This is a genomic window from Holdemanella hominis (genome assembly GCF_014306155.1).
GTDB lineage: Bacteria > Bacillota_I > Bacilli_A > Erysipelotrichales > Erysipelotrichaceae > Holdemanella > Holdemanella hominis.
Genome location: NZ_JACRWH010000011.1, coordinates 16,770 through 32,077, shown reverse-complemented (window position 1 = coordinate 32,077; position 15,308 = coordinate 16,770). Strand labels below are relative to the sequence as shown.

Annotated in this window: 17 protein-coding genes; 1 reads left to right on the top strand and 16 read right to left on the bottom strand. The window is 33.9% G+C overall.

The genetic code is table 11. The annotated features are described in order from the left end of the window. Position 1: 1 nt before the first annotated feature. The 9 genes from rplI to H8911_RS04430 form a co-directional block, all read right to left on the bottom strand. Positions 2-451, bottom strand: a complete 450-nt coding sequence (gene rplI / locus H8911_RS04470; protein WP_117572076.1) for a 50S ribosomal protein L9 — start codon at positions 449-451, stop codon at positions 2-4. Continuing rightward, positions 432-2,402: a GGDEF domain-containing protein gene (locus H8911_RS04465; protein WP_255466287.1), complete on the bottom strand. Its 1,971-nt coding sequence runs from the start codon at positions 2,400-2,402 to the stop codon at positions 432-434. The genes rplI and H8911_RS04465 overlap by 20 nt, the downstream gene beginning before the upstream one ends. Before the next feature lie 11 nt (positions 2,403-2,413). Continuing rightward, entirely contained in the window at positions 2,414-3,268 is an 855-nt protein-coding gene (locus tag H8911_RS04460; protein ID WP_117926278.1) for a YybS family protein, read from the bottom strand. 49 nt (positions 3,269-3,317) lie between these two features. Beyond that, positions 3,318-3,548 carry a 30S ribosomal protein S18 gene (rpsR, locus tag H8911_RS04455; RefSeq protein WP_003864783.1) on the bottom strand — a complete coding sequence of 77 codons (231 nt, stop codon included), beginning with the start codon at positions 3,546-3,548 and terminating at the stop codon, positions 3,318-3,320. Positions 3,549-3,565: 17 nt separating this feature from the next. After that, positions 3,566-4,084: a single-stranded DNA-binding protein gene (gene ssb, locus H8911_RS04450; RefSeq protein ID WP_117926705.1), complete on the bottom strand. Its 519-nt coding sequence runs from the start codon at positions 4,082-4,084 to the stop codon at positions 3,566-3,568. A gap of 16 nt (positions 4,085-4,100) precedes the next feature. After that, the gene (rpsF, locus tag H8911_RS04445) at positions 4,101-4,394 is read right to left on the bottom strand and encodes a 30S ribosomal protein S6 (RefSeq protein WP_117926704.1); all 294 of its coding nucleotides are present in this window, start codon (positions 4,392-4,394) and stop codon (positions 4,101-4,103) included. Between the two features lie 106 nt (positions 4,395-4,500). Further along, entirely contained in the window at positions 4,501-5,724 is a 1,224-nt protein-coding gene (locus H8911_RS04440; protein WP_117926703.1) for a putative ABC transporter permease, read from the bottom strand. Continuing rightward, complete coding sequence (locus H8911_RS04435; protein ID WP_254242894.1) at positions 5,721-6,977, bottom strand: 2-hydroxyacyl-CoA dehydratase; 1,257 nt, start codon at positions 6,975-6,977, stop codon at positions 5,721-5,723. Before H8911_RS04435 ends, H8911_RS04440 begins: the two co-directional genes overlap by 4 nt. Before the next feature lie 2 nt (positions 6,978-6,979). Beyond that, positions 6,980-9,898 carry an acyl-CoA dehydratase activase gene (locus H8911_RS04430; protein WP_186998833.1) on the bottom strand — a complete coding sequence of 973 codons (2,919 nt, stop codon included), beginning with the start codon at positions 9,896-9,898 and terminating at the stop codon, positions 6,980-6,982. 210 nt (positions 9,899-10,108) lie between these two features. Between H8911_RS04430 and H8911_RS04425 the strand changes: the two genes are divergently transcribed. Continuing rightward, a complete protein-coding gene (locus H8911_RS04425; RefSeq protein ID WP_186998832.1) occupies positions 10,109-11,344 on the top strand; it encodes an MFS transporter in 1,236 nt (411 codons plus the stop codon). Positions 11,345-11,374: 30 nt separating this feature from the next. Here the strand turns inward: H8911_RS04425 and H8911_RS04420 are convergent, their stop codons facing one another. The 7 genes from H8911_RS04420 to H8911_RS12380 form a co-directional block, all read right to left on the bottom strand. Further along, positions 11,375-12,334: a helix-turn-helix domain-containing protein gene (locus H8911_RS04420; RefSeq protein ID WP_117926795.1), complete on the bottom strand. Its 960-nt coding sequence runs from the start codon at positions 12,332-12,334 to the stop codon at positions 11,375-11,377. 124 nt (positions 12,335-12,458) lie between these two features. After that, entirely contained in the window at positions 12,459-13,418 is a 960-nt protein-coding gene (locus H8911_RS12405; protein ID WP_222620950.1) for an ATP-binding protein, read from the bottom strand. After that, positions 13,387-13,536 carry a hypothetical protein gene (locus H8911_RS12400; RefSeq protein ID WP_222620949.1) on the bottom strand — a complete coding sequence of 50 codons (150 nt, stop codon included), beginning with the start codon at positions 13,534-13,536 and terminating at the stop codon, positions 13,387-13,389. The genes H8911_RS12405 and H8911_RS12400 overlap by 32 nt, the downstream gene beginning before the upstream one ends. A gap of 60 nt (positions 13,537-13,596) precedes the next feature. Beyond that, positions 13,597-13,884 carry a hypothetical protein gene (locus tag H8911_RS12395; protein WP_222620948.1) on the bottom strand — a complete coding sequence of 96 codons (288 nt, stop codon included), beginning with the start codon at positions 13,882-13,884 and terminating at the stop codon, positions 13,597-13,599. Between the two features lie 147 nt (positions 13,885-14,031). Continuing rightward, complete coding sequence (locus H8911_RS12390; protein ID WP_222620947.1) at positions 14,032-14,331, bottom strand: hypothetical protein; 300 nt, start codon at positions 14,329-14,331, stop codon at positions 14,032-14,034. Between the two features lie 4 nt (positions 14,332-14,335). Next, on the bottom strand, positions 14,336-14,839 hold the full coding sequence (locus H8911_RS12385) for a GGDEF domain-containing protein (protein ID WP_222620946.1): 504 nt from the start codon (positions 14,837-14,839) through the stop codon (positions 14,336-14,338). 14 nt (positions 14,840-14,853) lie between these two features. Then, positions 14,854-15,129, bottom strand: a complete 276-nt coding sequence (locus H8911_RS12380; RefSeq protein ID WP_222620945.1) for a hypothetical protein — start codon at positions 15,127-15,129, stop codon at positions 14,854-14,856. Positions 15,130-15,308: the final 179 nt, after the last annotated feature.

The window sequence follows — 15,308 nt, the reverse complement described above, 5'->3', positions numbered from 1 at the left end:
ATTATGCCTTTTCACTTACATGAACAACAATTTCACCAATCACTTGTCCACGATATAAATCCACAGGAACACGAGTCACCCCTAAAGATGCGATAGATTGTTCCAATTGAAGTTTTCTTTTATCAACACGAATCCCTTTTTTAGATAAAGCTTCCACAATTTGTTTACTAGAAACAGAACCAAAAGTAGCTCCATTTTTACCTGTACTCAAAGTAAACTCTAAAGTAATACCCTTTAAAGTTTCACTCAAAGCTTCAGCTTCTTTTTTTAACTCAGCCTCGTGTTCAGCTCTTTCTTCCATTTGTTTATCTAAAACTTTGGCAGAACCCTTTGTATACGCAATCGCCGATTTATTCTTAAATAAGAAATTTCTTGCGTAGCCATCACTTACCTCAACTACATCATCTTTCTTTCCTAATTTACGAATATCTTTAAGCAATATTACCTTCATTTTTAAGTTCCTCCTCTATACAATTTAAGATCATATCCTTCATCTGTTGCACGGATACACCTTCTCTTTCGACAGCAGCCGCACTAAAGTGGCCGCCACCATTTAATTTTTCCATAATTTTTTGAACATTATAAGACCCATCACTACGAGCACTTATCGCAACGGCATTCGGATTTGTCTTTACCTTTGCGATGGTAAAACTAGCAACACAGCCTTTAATCAATAATAGAGCTTGTGAAACCTGAGCCATCATCGTCTTATCTAATGTTTCATCATCAATCGCTGCAATCATAAAATGATTGTAATAAGGCTTTGCCCGCTGAATCAATGCATTCTTCATAGAGAAATACAAATAGTCTTCACACAAAGCTTTTTCAGCACGACTTGTATTAGCTCCCCAATTTTGTAAGGCAGCTGCTGCTTCAAACGTACGGGCATCCGTATGCATTTTAAAACGATTTGTATCCACTAAAATACCCAAATACATAATCGTCGCTTCCATTTCATAAATAGGAATATGATTTGGAATATTTTGAAGCAATTCAACAATTAATTCACACGCTGAACTTGCACTGCTTTCAACATATGTCAACAAAGTATTCTTAACAAACGCATCACTACGTCTATGATGATCAATCACAAGAATACGATTGCATCGATCCACAAATTCTTTGACACTTGATATTGCAGGAATACCATGATCAGCCATAATCAATAAATCTTTATTATAATCTATAGAATCCATCGCCTCATCTGGAGTAATCAAAGTATGTCTTTCTTGAATGACAGTAACAAATGAATTCATCATTTCTTGAAGCTGCTCATCTCTAGGAACATCCTTTAAAACAATAAATACTTCCTTGCCTAACGCATGTACCCAGCTAGATAAAGCTAGACATGCTCCCATACAGTCAAAATCACTCATAACATGTCCTGCAATATAGACACGATTCGATTCCATAATAGCTTCTTGAATAGATTGTGCCATAATGCGTACACGAACTTTAGAACGTGTTGAACTTGTTTCGGAGTTTCCACCCACAAATTGAACCGTTCCTCCACTTGAACGAATAGCCGCCTGATCTCCACCACGACTTTGTGCAAGTTCAATCAATTCATTGACCATATCATCTAGTACCGTAAAATCATTTGATCCATACGCAAAAGCCATACTTAACGTAATTGAAACATCTAATTTATTTGCCTCATCCTTAATAAGTTGTAAAATAGTAAAATTCTGTTTCCGTACTTCCGTTAAGATTTCTTTATTCAAAATCACCAAAAAACGATCTGAACGTAAACGTCTAACAAACATCTTATTATCTTTAGCCCACGTTACTAAAGCAGCTCTTAAATGTGTATTGATTTGGGCCATGATTTCTTCATTTTCATAAGACTGATATTCCATATAGTTATCTAACTGCAATAACCCAATCACTATTTCATTGTCTAAATACTGCTGACGCATATTATAGTAATCTGTAATATCCTTCACATATAAAATTTGAGCATCTCTTTTTCTCGTGATTTCGTAAATTCGACCTTCCGATTTACCAATAACCATATCCACATCGTCATCAAACAAAGTACGAATATTACTGATCCAGCTAGTTAATTTACTATTAGTCAACGTAATACCCTTCTCTTTAAAGAAAGGCGAAGCCCAAGTTACAATGTATTCTTCGTTATAAGTTAAGATACCCACATTTCCAAAATTCAAAGCATCTTTGGCATCTTTACCTAAAACTCTTGAAATATCTACTTCCGTCTTCATTCCATGTTCTTTTAAAGATTTCCAAAAGCCAAAGAAAGCACAGATAAAAACAATCCATACAATCAAAGCAGCAATCATATATATATATTCTTTCTTTAAAAACAACAGGATTGATAGTATAAGGCCCAAAGCTAGACCTGTAACGCATAGACTACGCCATTTTTCAAACTGTTTCATATAGAAAACCTCTATTCTTTTCGTAACTGTAAAAGACAGTCCAACTCTCCCATAAACATCCACAATAAATTAAGTCCAGGCACAAACGCACCAAAAATAGAAAGAAATGACCATTTCTTCTTTTGGTATTTGACACATAAACTCATAAAATAAACAACTCCAAAATATAATAACAAGGTACAATCCAAAAAGAAAATAACTTGTGCTAAATCAACGATCCCCGTTGGACATTCTATCACATTTTGAACAAAAAAGAACGCAATCCACACCACAACAGAACCTATCCCTATCCATCTTGGGCTTTGTACCTTAGATAATGGTTGTGGAGGAATAATGTCCATATGCATACGTAAGCACACCATTAATGCTACTAAATGAATACATAACGCCTGTAATAGACCTAGTAATCCTATCATCAAGTATGTAAATACTTTTAAGCTTATACCAGGAATATATTGTGAAATCAAGCGGAAATCTTCATAAAAATCAATACCAAACAAAGTACTCCACAATAGAATGATGCATAAATTAGCTATAATAGAAAGAATAAAACAAATAATAAAATTAGTCATATTCTTAGCATGCTTAAACACGCCCGCCCCATATATAAATCCAATTAATAATGAGGTCCAACTATAAAACCAGGTTGTAAAGCCACCAAAAAACATCGTCATCAAACCCATGCATATGGTAACCAATGCACCCATTTTAACACCACTCATGACTGTATAAATAAGTACAGGAAATGCAAAAATCCAAGAAGCACTGGATTCAATCATCAATGCACTCTGTTGATTTAAAAATAATAAAGCTCCATAAATAGCGCAAACCATCGCACCTGTAGTAATTTGTTTCGTTTTTATCATACGACTATTATATAAAATAAAAAAAAAGACTTCAATATATGAAGTCTAATTAGTCAACCACGTAAGGTAACAAAGCCATTTGACGAGCACGTTTAATAGCTGTTGCTAACATTCTTTGGTATTTTGCACGAGTTCCAGTCACACGTCTAGGAATGATTTTCCCGTTAGCGTTGATGAAACGTTTTAATAATTCTACGTCTTTGTAGTCGATTTCCTTAATTTTGTTCTTAGTGAAGTAACAAACTTTTTTACGACCCATACGTTGTTTTTTAAATGCCATAAGTAAGTCCTTCCTTTCTAAAATGGTAGATCATCACTAGCAATATCTAGTGAATCATCTGCATTGAATGTTGATTCAAATGCGTTATTTGTATTCTGCACAGGATTTGAATATGGATTTTGATTATATCCATTCTGTACAGGAGCAGCATATGTATTTTGAGCAAAACCTTGATTCATTCCATAATCCTGGCTTGGAGCTGAATAACCTGATTGTGCATTTTTAGGTTCTAAGAATTGAACACTTTCTGCGACGACCTCTGTAACATATACCCTTTGTCCTTGTTGATTGTCATAAGAACGAGTTTGAATACGTCCTTCTAAACCAATCAATGAACCTTTGTGTAAATACTGTGTCATTAAATCAGCTGTTTTATTCCAAGCAACACAGTTAATAAAATCTGCATCTGGCTGTCCTTGTGTTGAAACACGACGACCAACTGCCATTGTGAATGAGCAAACACTTGTTCCACTTTGCGTTTTACGTAATTCAGGATCACGTGTCAAGCGCCCGACTAATACTACTCGATTAATCATATTTATTTAACCTCGATTATTTTTCGCCTTCAGTTTTAACAACCATAACACGAATTACATTGTTGCTGATACGAGACAAACGTTGGAATTCGAAAACTCCTGCATTGTTTGCAGTTACATTGATAACTACATAGTGTCCCTTTTTCATGTGATCGATTTCATAAGCGAATTCTTTCACACCCCAGTCATCTACTTTGTCAATTGAACCACCGTTATCAGTGATTGTTGCATGTAAACGATCTGAAACTGTTTTGAACGCTGCATCATCTAAAGATGCATTCACAATGTACATAATTTCATATTTTTTCATGTGTACACCTCCCTTTGGTCTTTTTGGCTTCTTACGAAGCAGAGAACAGGCATAAACCTGCCTATTTATTATAACAAAAAAAGACTTTGCTTGTAAACCACAAAGTCTAATATTTTTTTAATTGATATTGAGCATTATAGTAAAGCTCATTATATTTTGTTCCTTCAAACACTTCTAGAACATCATTTAAACCTGAAATCAACTTATAATCATGAATATTTGACAGTGGAATCCACTTTGATTCTTCATTTTCGATTCCATTAAACACATTTGTTTTATATAAGAAAACAATATGTCTGCAATTATCACTCGAGATAAATTGTTTTGTTCCACACAAACATAACTGTTCAACATTTAAACCAGTTTTTTCTTTCACATCACGCATTGCTGATTGTACAAACGATTCACCAAGTTCAATATGACCGGTTGGTAATGTATATCCATTTGGATTTTTGCTATTTTGTACTAACACATTACCTTTTTCATCCTGAATCATAACCATATTTGTTAATTCGCAATATTCAGCTTGCTTATTCGCATTTAATCGTCTTCTTTCAAGTGCTAATTTACCATCCGCTACAATATTACGAATTTCTGTAGAAATATGACGTTCTGGGAAAGCCTTTGAAATATGTTTTTTTGCTTCTAAAGAAAAGTTTTCCAAACTGCTTTGGAATTCTTCTATACGTTCGGATAAATCAGGACGAGATAACATCCATTCTTGGAAAGCTTCTTGCGCCTCTTGAACACGCAATTGACTTTCTGCTTCGAAATCCTTTTTGAAAGCTTCCATTTGAACTTGCACTTTCTGGAATACTTGTTTGCGACGAAGTAAGGCAAGTACAGTAAATACACAGTCGATACCAAATCCAATTGTAAAAGCCGATAAAAAACTCATCAATGCCGTAAAAGGAATATCCATTACGATATCTTGAATTATAGGATGAATGATATAAATCACCACAATAGACATAATGCCAAATAAAGTGGAATTCAACAAACATACGCGCCCATTAATATTCATAAATCTTTCCGAATAATCCCACCATCTTGTTTTAAATAAAATTTCCATTACCCAACTTGTAATATATTCCAATGCACTCGTAATAATGACGCCTAAAACAAACACAAGTATAGGATAATCTTTCACAAACAATAAAGGATATAAAACCAGTAAAGCACCTACTCCATAGATTGGGCAATACGGGCCATAAAAGAAGCCTCGGTTAATAAATTTCTTTGTGGGAATTCCACAATATAAATCTTCACAAACCCAACCTAAAAAGGCATACAAAATAAAGTAGGCATAGGCATATACAAATTCCATCATATACTTGCCTTCATTTCTTCACTTAACTTGGCATTTGCCAACATCAATCGAATACGATTTTCCTGATTTACCTTTGATGCACTTGGATCATAATCAATCGCAACAATATTCGCTTTCGGATATTCATCCTTAATCTTACGAACCATACCTTTGGCAACAATATGATTTGGCAGACAACCGAATGGCTGTGCACTAATCACATTGGTAACGCCAGATTTAATATGTGAAACAACTTCACCTGTTAAAAGCCAACCTTCACCCATTTTTACACCTGGATCAATAAATGCTTTTCCGTTATCAATGACTTCACTAAAATCGTCTGGTGCAATAAAAGTTCCATCTTTTTTAACTATATCTCTAAATGTTTTTTGCATACGCATAATCACATCTTTTACTATATTGTATATATAGTGATTTTTTTCGTGCATATGATAATACTCATAATCAATAATTGAATTTTCTACACAATATAGTGCAAAATCCATAACACCAGAAAGCACTGGTTCAAAGCCTTCTTCAATTAAATAATCTTCTAAGTGTTGATTTCCTAATGGAGAATATTTCATATAGATTTCTCCAACAATTCCAATACGAATCTTTATCTGACTACGATCTTGTGGAATTGTCTTAAATATTTCCAACATCTTTTTATAAATACGCTTTGATTGTTTATAAGCACCATGTTCAAACATTGGAATCAATTCATCAATAAACTGATTTACCGCCTTATCTGTGGCTCCTTTTTCAAGTTCATAAGGCTTCACCTGATTGCTTAACCACATTAAAGCATCACCATATAAAGCTCCATAAAGAATGCGAAGAATCAAAGGCATTGTAAATTCAACGCTACTGCCTTTTTCTAGACCATTCGCATTGGCAGATAAACAAGGAATGCGTTGCCATCCTTCCATAGCCAAAGCTTTTCTCAATAAAGAAAGATAATTACTTGCACGACACCCTCCTGCCGTTTGTGTAATAGCACAGGCTACATGATCTATATCATATTTTCCGCTTTTTAACGCATCAATCATCTGTCCAATAACCAACAACGCTGGATAACAAGTATCATTATGCACATGTGCTAAACCTTCTTCACGTACTTGCTCCCCTTCATTTGTCAAAACTTCTAATTTATATCCGCTTTTCGCAAAGACAGGTGTCAATAAGCGAAAGTGGATAGGAAGCATAGACGGAACTAAAATTGTATAATCCTTCTTCATATCTGAATTAAATAATGTATATTCTAAACTCAATTTTATGCTCCTTTCTGTTGGCCAATCGCCTCTTTCAACGAACGCAAACGAATTTTTGCTGCACCTAAATTATCAATTTCATCAATTTTGATTTGAGTATAAAATTTATTTCCATCCTTTAATATATCTCGAACCTCATCACTTGTAATGGCATCAATACCGCAGCCAAAGCTAACAAGTTGAATTAAATTCATATCTTTATTCTCAACTACATAATGTGCTGCTTGATAAAGTCTTGCATGATACGTCCATTGATTTAAAACATTCACTTTATGATTCTTTTGACGAGGGACACTTTCCTCACTAACAACCACAAAGCCAAGTTGTGTCAACAACTGATTCATTTGATGATTAATCAGTGGATCTAAATGATATGGGCGTCCACAAAGCACAATAATTGGATGATTGTTTTCGCGTGCATACGCTACAGCTTTTCGATGTTCCTTTACTAATTGTTCATGGAATGCTTCATACTCATTTGTAGCTGCATTTTTCGCAATAATAATATCTTTTTCACTAAAATGAATACCCACCTTTTCAAAATGCATACGAATGGCCTTCGCAAAAGTCGCATCATGATCAAAATTAATAAATGGATATACAATTTTTGCCTTATCAAAATCCATATTGGCCGCAATCACTTCTGGATAGTAGGCAACCAATGGACAATTATAATGGTTATCCGATTGATGTTCATCTACATTATAGGTCATACATGGATAGAAAATTACATCCACACCTTTATCAATCAATTGTTGAATATGTCCGTGCACAACTTTAGCAGGAAAACATGCCGTATCACTAGGAATGCTTTGTTGTCCTGAATGATACATTTCTTTAGTACTAGGTGTTGACCACACAATTTCGTAGCCTAAACTATCAAAGAAACGCGTCCAGAAAGGCAATAAGTCATAGTTATTTAAAACTAAAGGCATACCAATTTTTTTATCATGTTTAATTTTTTTCTTTTGTGCATTCAACATGTCCGTTTTGATTTTGTATAAGTCTGGTAACTCTTCCTTTTTTATATCTAAATTATGAACCATCTTTTCACATTTGTTTCCCGCAACTAAGCGCGTTCCATCATTGAATGTATTAATTGTCAATGAACAATGGTTGTTGCAGCCTTGGCAAGCAACAGATTGTGATTTATGCGTAAATTTAACAAGTTGTTCATAATTCAAAATATTGCTTCTTGTTCGATGTAATTTTTTCGCATATAAAGCTGCCCCATAAGCCCCCATTAAAGGTGCAATGCTTGGTCGAATGACTTCAAGTCCAAGTTCTTGTTCAAAACAACGAAGTACAGAATCATTTTGGAAAGTTCCACCTTGCACAACGATATGCTTTCCAATATCGTTCTTATTTTTTGCACGAATAACTTTATATAACGCATTCTTTACAACAGATTTACAAAGTCCAGCCGAAATATCTTCAATACTTGCCCCATTCTTTTGGGCTTGTTTAACCCCTGAATTCATAAACACTGTACAACGGGTTCCTAAATCAACAGGGTGTTTCGATTTTAATCCAAGTGTCGCAAATTCTTTCGCATCATACCCCAATGATTTTGCGAACGTTTCAATAAATGAACCACATCCACTTGAACAAGCTTCATTCAATACAATATCATCAATGTGTCCATCACGAATTTTAAAACACTTAATATCCTGCCCACCAATATCTAGAATGTAGTCTACTTCCGGATTGAAAGATCGAGCAGCTGTATAGTGTGCCATTGTTTCAACGATTCCACCATCCAAATGGAAAGCATGACGCATTAATTCTTCACCATAACCTGTCGCATAGGATCCATAGATTTTAATATTTGGATTTGTTTCATAAATTTTCTTTAAATCTTCTAACACAACATCCAATGGATTTCCCTTATTTGATGTATAAGAATCATATAGAATCGCATCGTTTTCATCGAGTAAAACGAGTTTTGTGGTCGTTGAACCCGAATCAATTCCTAAATAAGCTTTACCTGCATAATTTTTTAAATCTGTGAACTTCGCATCATGTGATTTATGACGTTCAATAAATTTTTGATAGTCTTCGTCACTTTCAAACAAAGGTTTTGATTCAGTTAATTTAGCCGGTGCATGCACCAAATCTTCTAAAGCCTTATACAATTCATCATATGTATATTCTTGATCTGCACAAATGGCAGTTCCTAAAGCTACAAAGTTAATGGCTGTGTCAGGACAATTCACTTGTACATCACTTAATTTTAAAGTTTCAACAAATCGATTTCTTAATCCACTCATAAAGTAAAGTGGTCCGCCTAAAAACAGAATGTTTCCTTCAATTTTTCTTCCCTGTGCTAGTGAAGTAATGGTTTGATCCACTACCGCCTGGAAAATACTGGCACATAAATCACATTTATCCACACCTTGATTGATCAATGGCTGAATATCTGTTTTCGCAAACACACCACAGCGAGATGCGATGGGATATAAACGATGATAGTTTAAACTAGCTTCATTCATTTCTTCCAAAGACATATTTAATAAGGTAGCCATTTGATCAATAAAAGCTCCTGTTCCCCCAGCACAAGTTGAATTCATTCTTTGTTCTACACTTCCTTGAAAGAAAAGAATTTTCGCATCTTCTCCACCAAGTTCAATAGCACAATCTGTTTCCGGGTATAATTTACTAACTCCAGTCGCACTCGCAAATACTTCTTGAACAAAAGGTAATTCTCCTTGTTCGCTTAATCCTAAAGCCCCTGATCCGCTGATTGCGAATTTAAATGGTTCTTTTGTATATTTCTTTAATTCTACTAATTTATCTAAAGCTTTTTGACGCACTTGCGCCTTGTGCCTTTCATAACTTTTATAACAGATTTGGTTATTTTCATCTAAAACAACCGCTTTGATTGTTGTACTTCCAATGTCGAATCCTATACGATAACCCATAATCTCCTCCATTTTCTTTTATTATCAGTATTATTATACTCATTTTTCATTAATTTTCATGTATTCAAATGAAAATAACAACAACTTACAAAATATGTTCAGTTTGTTGTAGATTATTCGAGACAAAACATATATCATTGAATTAACGAATAGTTAACATGTTCAATACATGGGATTGTTATAATTATTTTTGGAAAGTTGGTAAATCAAATGAAAAACAAATTAACAAAACTTGAATTCAAGTGGATTTGTTACGACATGGGAAACTCTGCCTTTATTTTATTAGTCGCGACAATTCTTCCTATCTATTTTAATTATCTTTCAAGCTCACAAGGTGTAGCCGAACACAACTACCTAAGTTATTGGAGCTATGCAGCAAGTCTTTCAACATTAATTGTTGCACTTGCTGGTCCAATTCTTGGAACACTGGCTGACTATAAAGATCACAAGAAAAAAATCTTCTTAACTTGTGCAATGCTAGGTGCATTAGCATTAGCTTGTTTCTGGATCCCAAGTTCTTGGCTTGCATTTCTAGTCCTATTTATTGCTGCCAAAGTTGCCTATTCTTTATCTTTGATTGTATATGATTCAATGCTTACAGACATTACTACAGAAGAAAGAATGGATGCCGTAAGTTCAAAAGGATATGCTTGGGGGTATATCGCTAGTGTTGTTCCTTTTATTATTAGTTTAATCTTTGTATTAATGTATGACAAAATAGGAATGACATTAAAGACAGCCATGATGATCGCATTTATATTAAATGCGGTATGGTGGATATCATCTACACTTCCTTTAGTAAAAAGCTACAAACAAAAATACTATATTGAACCAGAAGCACATCCTGCTTTAGATACGTTTGTTCGTTTAAAAGACACTTTAATGAAAGCAAAAGAACAAAAGAAAGTCTTCTTATTCTTATTTGCATTCTTCTTCTATATTGATGGTGTTTATACAATTATTGATATGGCTACCGCCTACGGAACAAGTTTAGGATTAAATACAACTGGTCTTCTATTAGCCCTATTATTGACTCAAATTGTTGCCTTCCCTGCAAGTTTAACATTCGCTGTATTATCCAAAACAAAAGATACTGCTTCATTGATTAAAGTTGCGATCATCGCATACTTCTTAATAGCTTTATTTGCCGTACAATTGGATAAACAATGGGAATTCTGGGTATTAGCGGTTGCGGTTGGATGTTTCCAAGGTGGTATTCAAGCTTTATCTAGATCATACTTCGCAAAAATCATTCCAGAAAATGCCAGTGGTGAATACTTCGGACTATTTGATATCTGTGGTAAAGGCGCTAGCTTTTTAGGAACTATGTTGATTGGTGTTGTAACACAGATTACGGGTAAACAAAACATAGGTGTTGCCGCTCTCTCCATCATGTTTGTGATTGGATACCTAATTTTTAATAAAGTATCTAAAATGGACGACTAAAAAAGATTGTACAAGTAACGTACAATCTTTTTATTTATCTAATTTCATGACCATTCTTACAATTCCATACAATGCTGCATATAAGACGGCAGCAACAGGCCAAATCATATAGGTGATATCCCATTGTTTTGTCCATAAGCTCCAACCAAGATAAACAGCTGTTACAAGACACCAATATACACCTGTGAATGTTTCAGTTTTCTTCTTTGCACGCTTTTCTTTTTTCGTATAATCACCTTCTTGCAGCAATGTTTCATAGCTACTTTTTATTGTGGAAACACGAATTAGAATATTCACGCCAACGGAAACCAAAATTAATAATACAGCTAAACATAATGTACACACATAATCAGATGCTTCCATGCAACCTACAATGATCAATGGGACTACAGATAAAATACACAAAACAACACCGCATGCTAGACAGAAAGAATAATGTTCTTGATAGTTTTGATTCTTTTCTTTGACAAGTCCTGTTACACCATATTCTGTTTCAAAAGGTTCTTGTTCTAAATATTGTAAAGAACTCAATTTAATTCCTGTTTTAATGAAGATAAATACTGCAAGTGCAACCATACCTAATAATATGGCACATGCAATTCCAATGGCTAAGCCATCATTGAAAGTTGAAATCAGAAACAAAGGAATTGGACTTAAGATACATAATGTTGTCGCATTCGCAAGCATAGGTGCTGCTTTTTTCTTTTCATCCATATATGTATTCGCCTCTTCCATACTTACACGATGTAATTCACAATCTGTATCGCATATTGTCTCTGTATTTTCTTTTTCAACTTCATCTTTTAACAAGTAATCTGTGCTCACTCCAAATAAGTCAGCTAACTGAATAATCTTTTTTAAATCTGGAATTGCTCCTGCACTTTCCCATTTTGAAACCGACTGTCTAGATACGCCTAATTTTTGTGCCAAATCTTCTTGTGTCCACCCATTCTTTTTTCTTTCTTCAATTATTTTATCAGCTAGAATCATTGTTCTTCCTCCTTAGCCAAAGTTTACTAAAATTTGCGGTTGCATTCCACCAACCTGACTTGTCAATTTATCAATTTACAGTTGCATAGACTAGAAAAGACTTGAATTCAAATCAAGTCTTTATCTATGCCACATATTTACTTAATATATGATTAAGCTTTTGTTCATCAATTGGTTTTGAGATCGAATCATTCATAATCGTTTGATTCATACTATATTCTGATTGCGCACTCATGGCGACAATTGGAATGGATGGATGGATTTTACGAATGCATTTAGCAGCTTCATCCCCATTCATTTTTGGCATCATAATATCCATCAAAATCAAAGAATACTTATTTGGTTGTTCCTTAACTTTTTCAACTGCTTCTAATCCATTCCATGCCTTATCTACATTGGCATGTACGGCATTTAAATAAAACTCTGCCACTTCCATATTGATTTCATTATCTTCTACTAAAAGAATTCTTTTATCCTTTAAATCCAATTTTGAAGTATCTTGTTTTGCGGTATTGGATGTATCCAATTGATAAGCAAGAATGACCTTAATTTGTGTACCTACACCCACTTCACTTTTGACTTCAATACTTCCGCCAAGCTTATCCACTAAGCCTTTCACAATCGACATACCTAAACCAGTTCCTTCATATCTTGTTCTGGCATCTTGTTTAACTTGTGAAAACGGCGTAAACAAGTGATTCTCAATATAATCTTCACTCATACCAATTCCCGTATCTTTAATTTCAAATTCAAATGTAACTTTTGAATCATCGCTCGATATTTCTCTGACATACGTATCAATCGTGCCATTTGACTTATTGCACTTAATGGCATTCGTTAATAGGTTTACGAGAATTCTTCTAAGTTGTAATGCATCTCCAATTAAATGCGTATGGACTACATTCTCCATATGCTTGTGATATGTAATATTTTGAAGGGATACTTGGGCATCAATCAAACTATTCAATTCTTCAACCAATTCATTTAAGTGTTTTGTCAAAACTTCCATCTTATTTAAAGAATCATCCAACTTATCCATATCACCCCAGTTTTTACTTTTTCTTTTCTCTATCTTCTTTCTCATGAAATGCCGATGTATTTCTGAACAAAATAATAGCACGTACTATATTACGTTCCTTTTGAATATCTATATCATAAATAACATCTTCACTCATCAATATCATTTCTTGAATCCAGATCACACCTTGATGTGGTATTTGAATCTGATATTCAACCGTAACATGTTTGTCCCCTGCTCTATATCAATTTAAAAGGCTTTGACTCGATTCAACAACGCTAAAGCTTACCAAACAATCCTCTAACACATTCGCTTTTAATTGTTTAAAATATGCATTATAATCACATGGTAAATTTGGCTTTTTATCTGCACACATATAATTGTCGTAAATACCATCGATTTGATTCTGCGTTAAATTCACGGAGAAAATTAATTGTGCAATTGCCATCAAAGCTTCAATATAATGATCGTTTTCTAAAATAGATTGTTTCAACTGATCATAATAACGCATCAATTGTTGCTTCTCATCCATTTCAATTTTGTCATAATAAATTTTAAAACCTAACGCAAAATGATGCAGATGATTCTTTTCATCGCTATCTAAATAAACGGCTATAATTTTCCCTTTTAATTTTGTACGCTTAATTTGATGACAAAATGAAATTTCTAATACAGGATTTTACTTTGTGAGACACTCATTTAAATAGTCAAGCTGTAACACATGACGATACTCTTCCTTCTTATTCTCTTCAAACAATTCATTTAGAATTTGCTCAACTGCACCCGAGTAGATGCCATCTTCTGCTAAGAAAAAGGAATAGCTAGCCCGTAAAGTAAAATATGCATCGATTTTGGCATCACAATAAATACAATCCGAAAAATTATACCCTTTATCTTTTAATTGTTGTATAACACGAAGAATCAAATCACGTTTTTCTGTAGCCTCATTGATTTTCGACTGGTTTTTATCAATATACATATTTTTATCTGCCTGACAAAACAATTCGCGCATTGTTAATTTTGAAAAAATCATTTGAATACGCAAAACCAGCCGGATAACTTAATGGAATTTCTGAACATTTAGTACATTCTTTTTTGATATTTTCTAAATTTCTTTTTACGTCTTCCTTTGTCACATTTTTAAAGAAGGCAATAAATTCATCACCGCCACAGCGACCTACAAATTGATTTTCATCCACACCTTTACGAAGATTTTTCGCAAACGAATTGATATATAAATTACCTCTTTCGTGTCCTTGTTGATTGTCGATGATTCTAAGGTTATTTAAATCAAACACACAGATTGACATATTTTGTTCAGCTTCTAAAGTTAAAATCTCTTCACACTTATTTTTATTTGGCAATCCCGTTGCTTCATCTAAATAAACTTTGTTCTTTAACTCACGATTCACTCTGGCATAACGCAAAACCTTGATAAGCTCATATAAAATCATAAAGATGAGGATTACAATATCAATGATTGTCAATGCTTCAAATTATCCTAAGCGTGTTGCGATTCTTTGTGCATATGTTTCCCTGTGGCCACATCACATAGAGAAAAGAAAGTTTCACTCTTTTGAATAATATTCGTATTCTCATATCCAACTTGTAGAACAAGATCAATTTCTTGTTTTAATGTATCAAAATACGCATCTAATTCTTCCATCTTGACCTGAAAAGCCTTATCATCTAAAGATACTAAATCTAGTACTTCACTGCCAAAACGAAGTCCTTTAATATATCTATCCACATCCGCAATCATTTCATCTGGAGGCATTCCTGCATCTTCCAATTAAATAATCCGCCGTGTTTTTCCACGTACTAATCCTGCATAATTGACAACACGAGCCATCCCTTGAATACGTGATGTCATCAAAATGATGATTAAAATCAGTATAATCAAAATACAGGCTGAAGCCATCATTTAAAAACGTATTATTTTTGAGAAATGATTCA

Coding starts and splice junctions, on each gene's coding strand:
- rplI (WP_117572076.1), bottom strand. CDS start 451: ATGAAGGTAATATTGCTTAAAGATATTCGTAAATTAGGAAAGAAAGAT.
- H8911_RS04465 (WP_255466287.1), bottom strand. CDS start 2,402: ATGAAACAGTTTGAAAAATGGCGTAGTCTATGCGTTACAGGTCTAGCT.
- H8911_RS04460 (WP_117926278.1), bottom strand. CDS start 3,268: ATGATAAAAACGAAACAAATTACTACAGGTGCGATGGTTTGCGCTATT.
- rpsR (WP_003864783.1), bottom strand. CDS start 3,548: ATGGCATTTAAAAAACAACGTATGGGTCGTAAAAAAGTTTGTTACTTC.
- ssb (WP_117926705.1), bottom strand. CDS start 4,084: ATGATTAATCGAGTAGTATTAGTCGGGCGCTTGACACGTGATCCTGAA.
- rpsF (WP_117926704.1), bottom strand. CDS start 4,394: ATGAAAAAATATGAAATTATGTACATTGTGAATGCATCTTTAGATGAT.
- H8911_RS04440 (WP_117926703.1), bottom strand. CDS start 5,724: ATGATGGAATTTGTATATGCCTATGCCTACTTTATTTTGTATGCCTTT.
- H8911_RS04430 (WP_186998833.1), bottom strand. CDS start 9,898: ATGGGTTATCGTATAGGATTCGACATTGGAAGTACAACAATCAAAGCG.
- H8911_RS04425 (WP_186998832.1), top strand. CDS start 10,109: ATGAAAAACAAATTAACAAAACTTGAATTCAAGTGGATTTGTTACGAC.
- H8911_RS04420 (WP_117926795.1), bottom strand. CDS start 12,334: ATGATTCTAGCTGATAAAATAATTGAAGAAAGAAAAAAGAATGGGTGG.
- H8911_RS12405 (WP_222620950.1), bottom strand. CDS start 13,418: ATGAGAAAGAAGATAGAGAAAAGAAAAAGTAAAAACTGGGGTGATATG.
- H8911_RS12395 (WP_222620948.1), bottom strand. CDS start 13,884: ATGGATGAGAAGCAACAATTGATGCGTTATTATGATCAGTTGAAACAA.
- H8911_RS12390 (WP_222620947.1), bottom strand. CDS start 14,331: ATGTATATTGATAAAAACCAGTCGAAAATCAATGAGGCTACAGAAAAA.
- H8911_RS12380 (WP_222620945.1), bottom strand. CDS start 15,129: ATGCCTCCAGATGAAATGATTGCGGATGTGGATAGATATATTAAAGGA.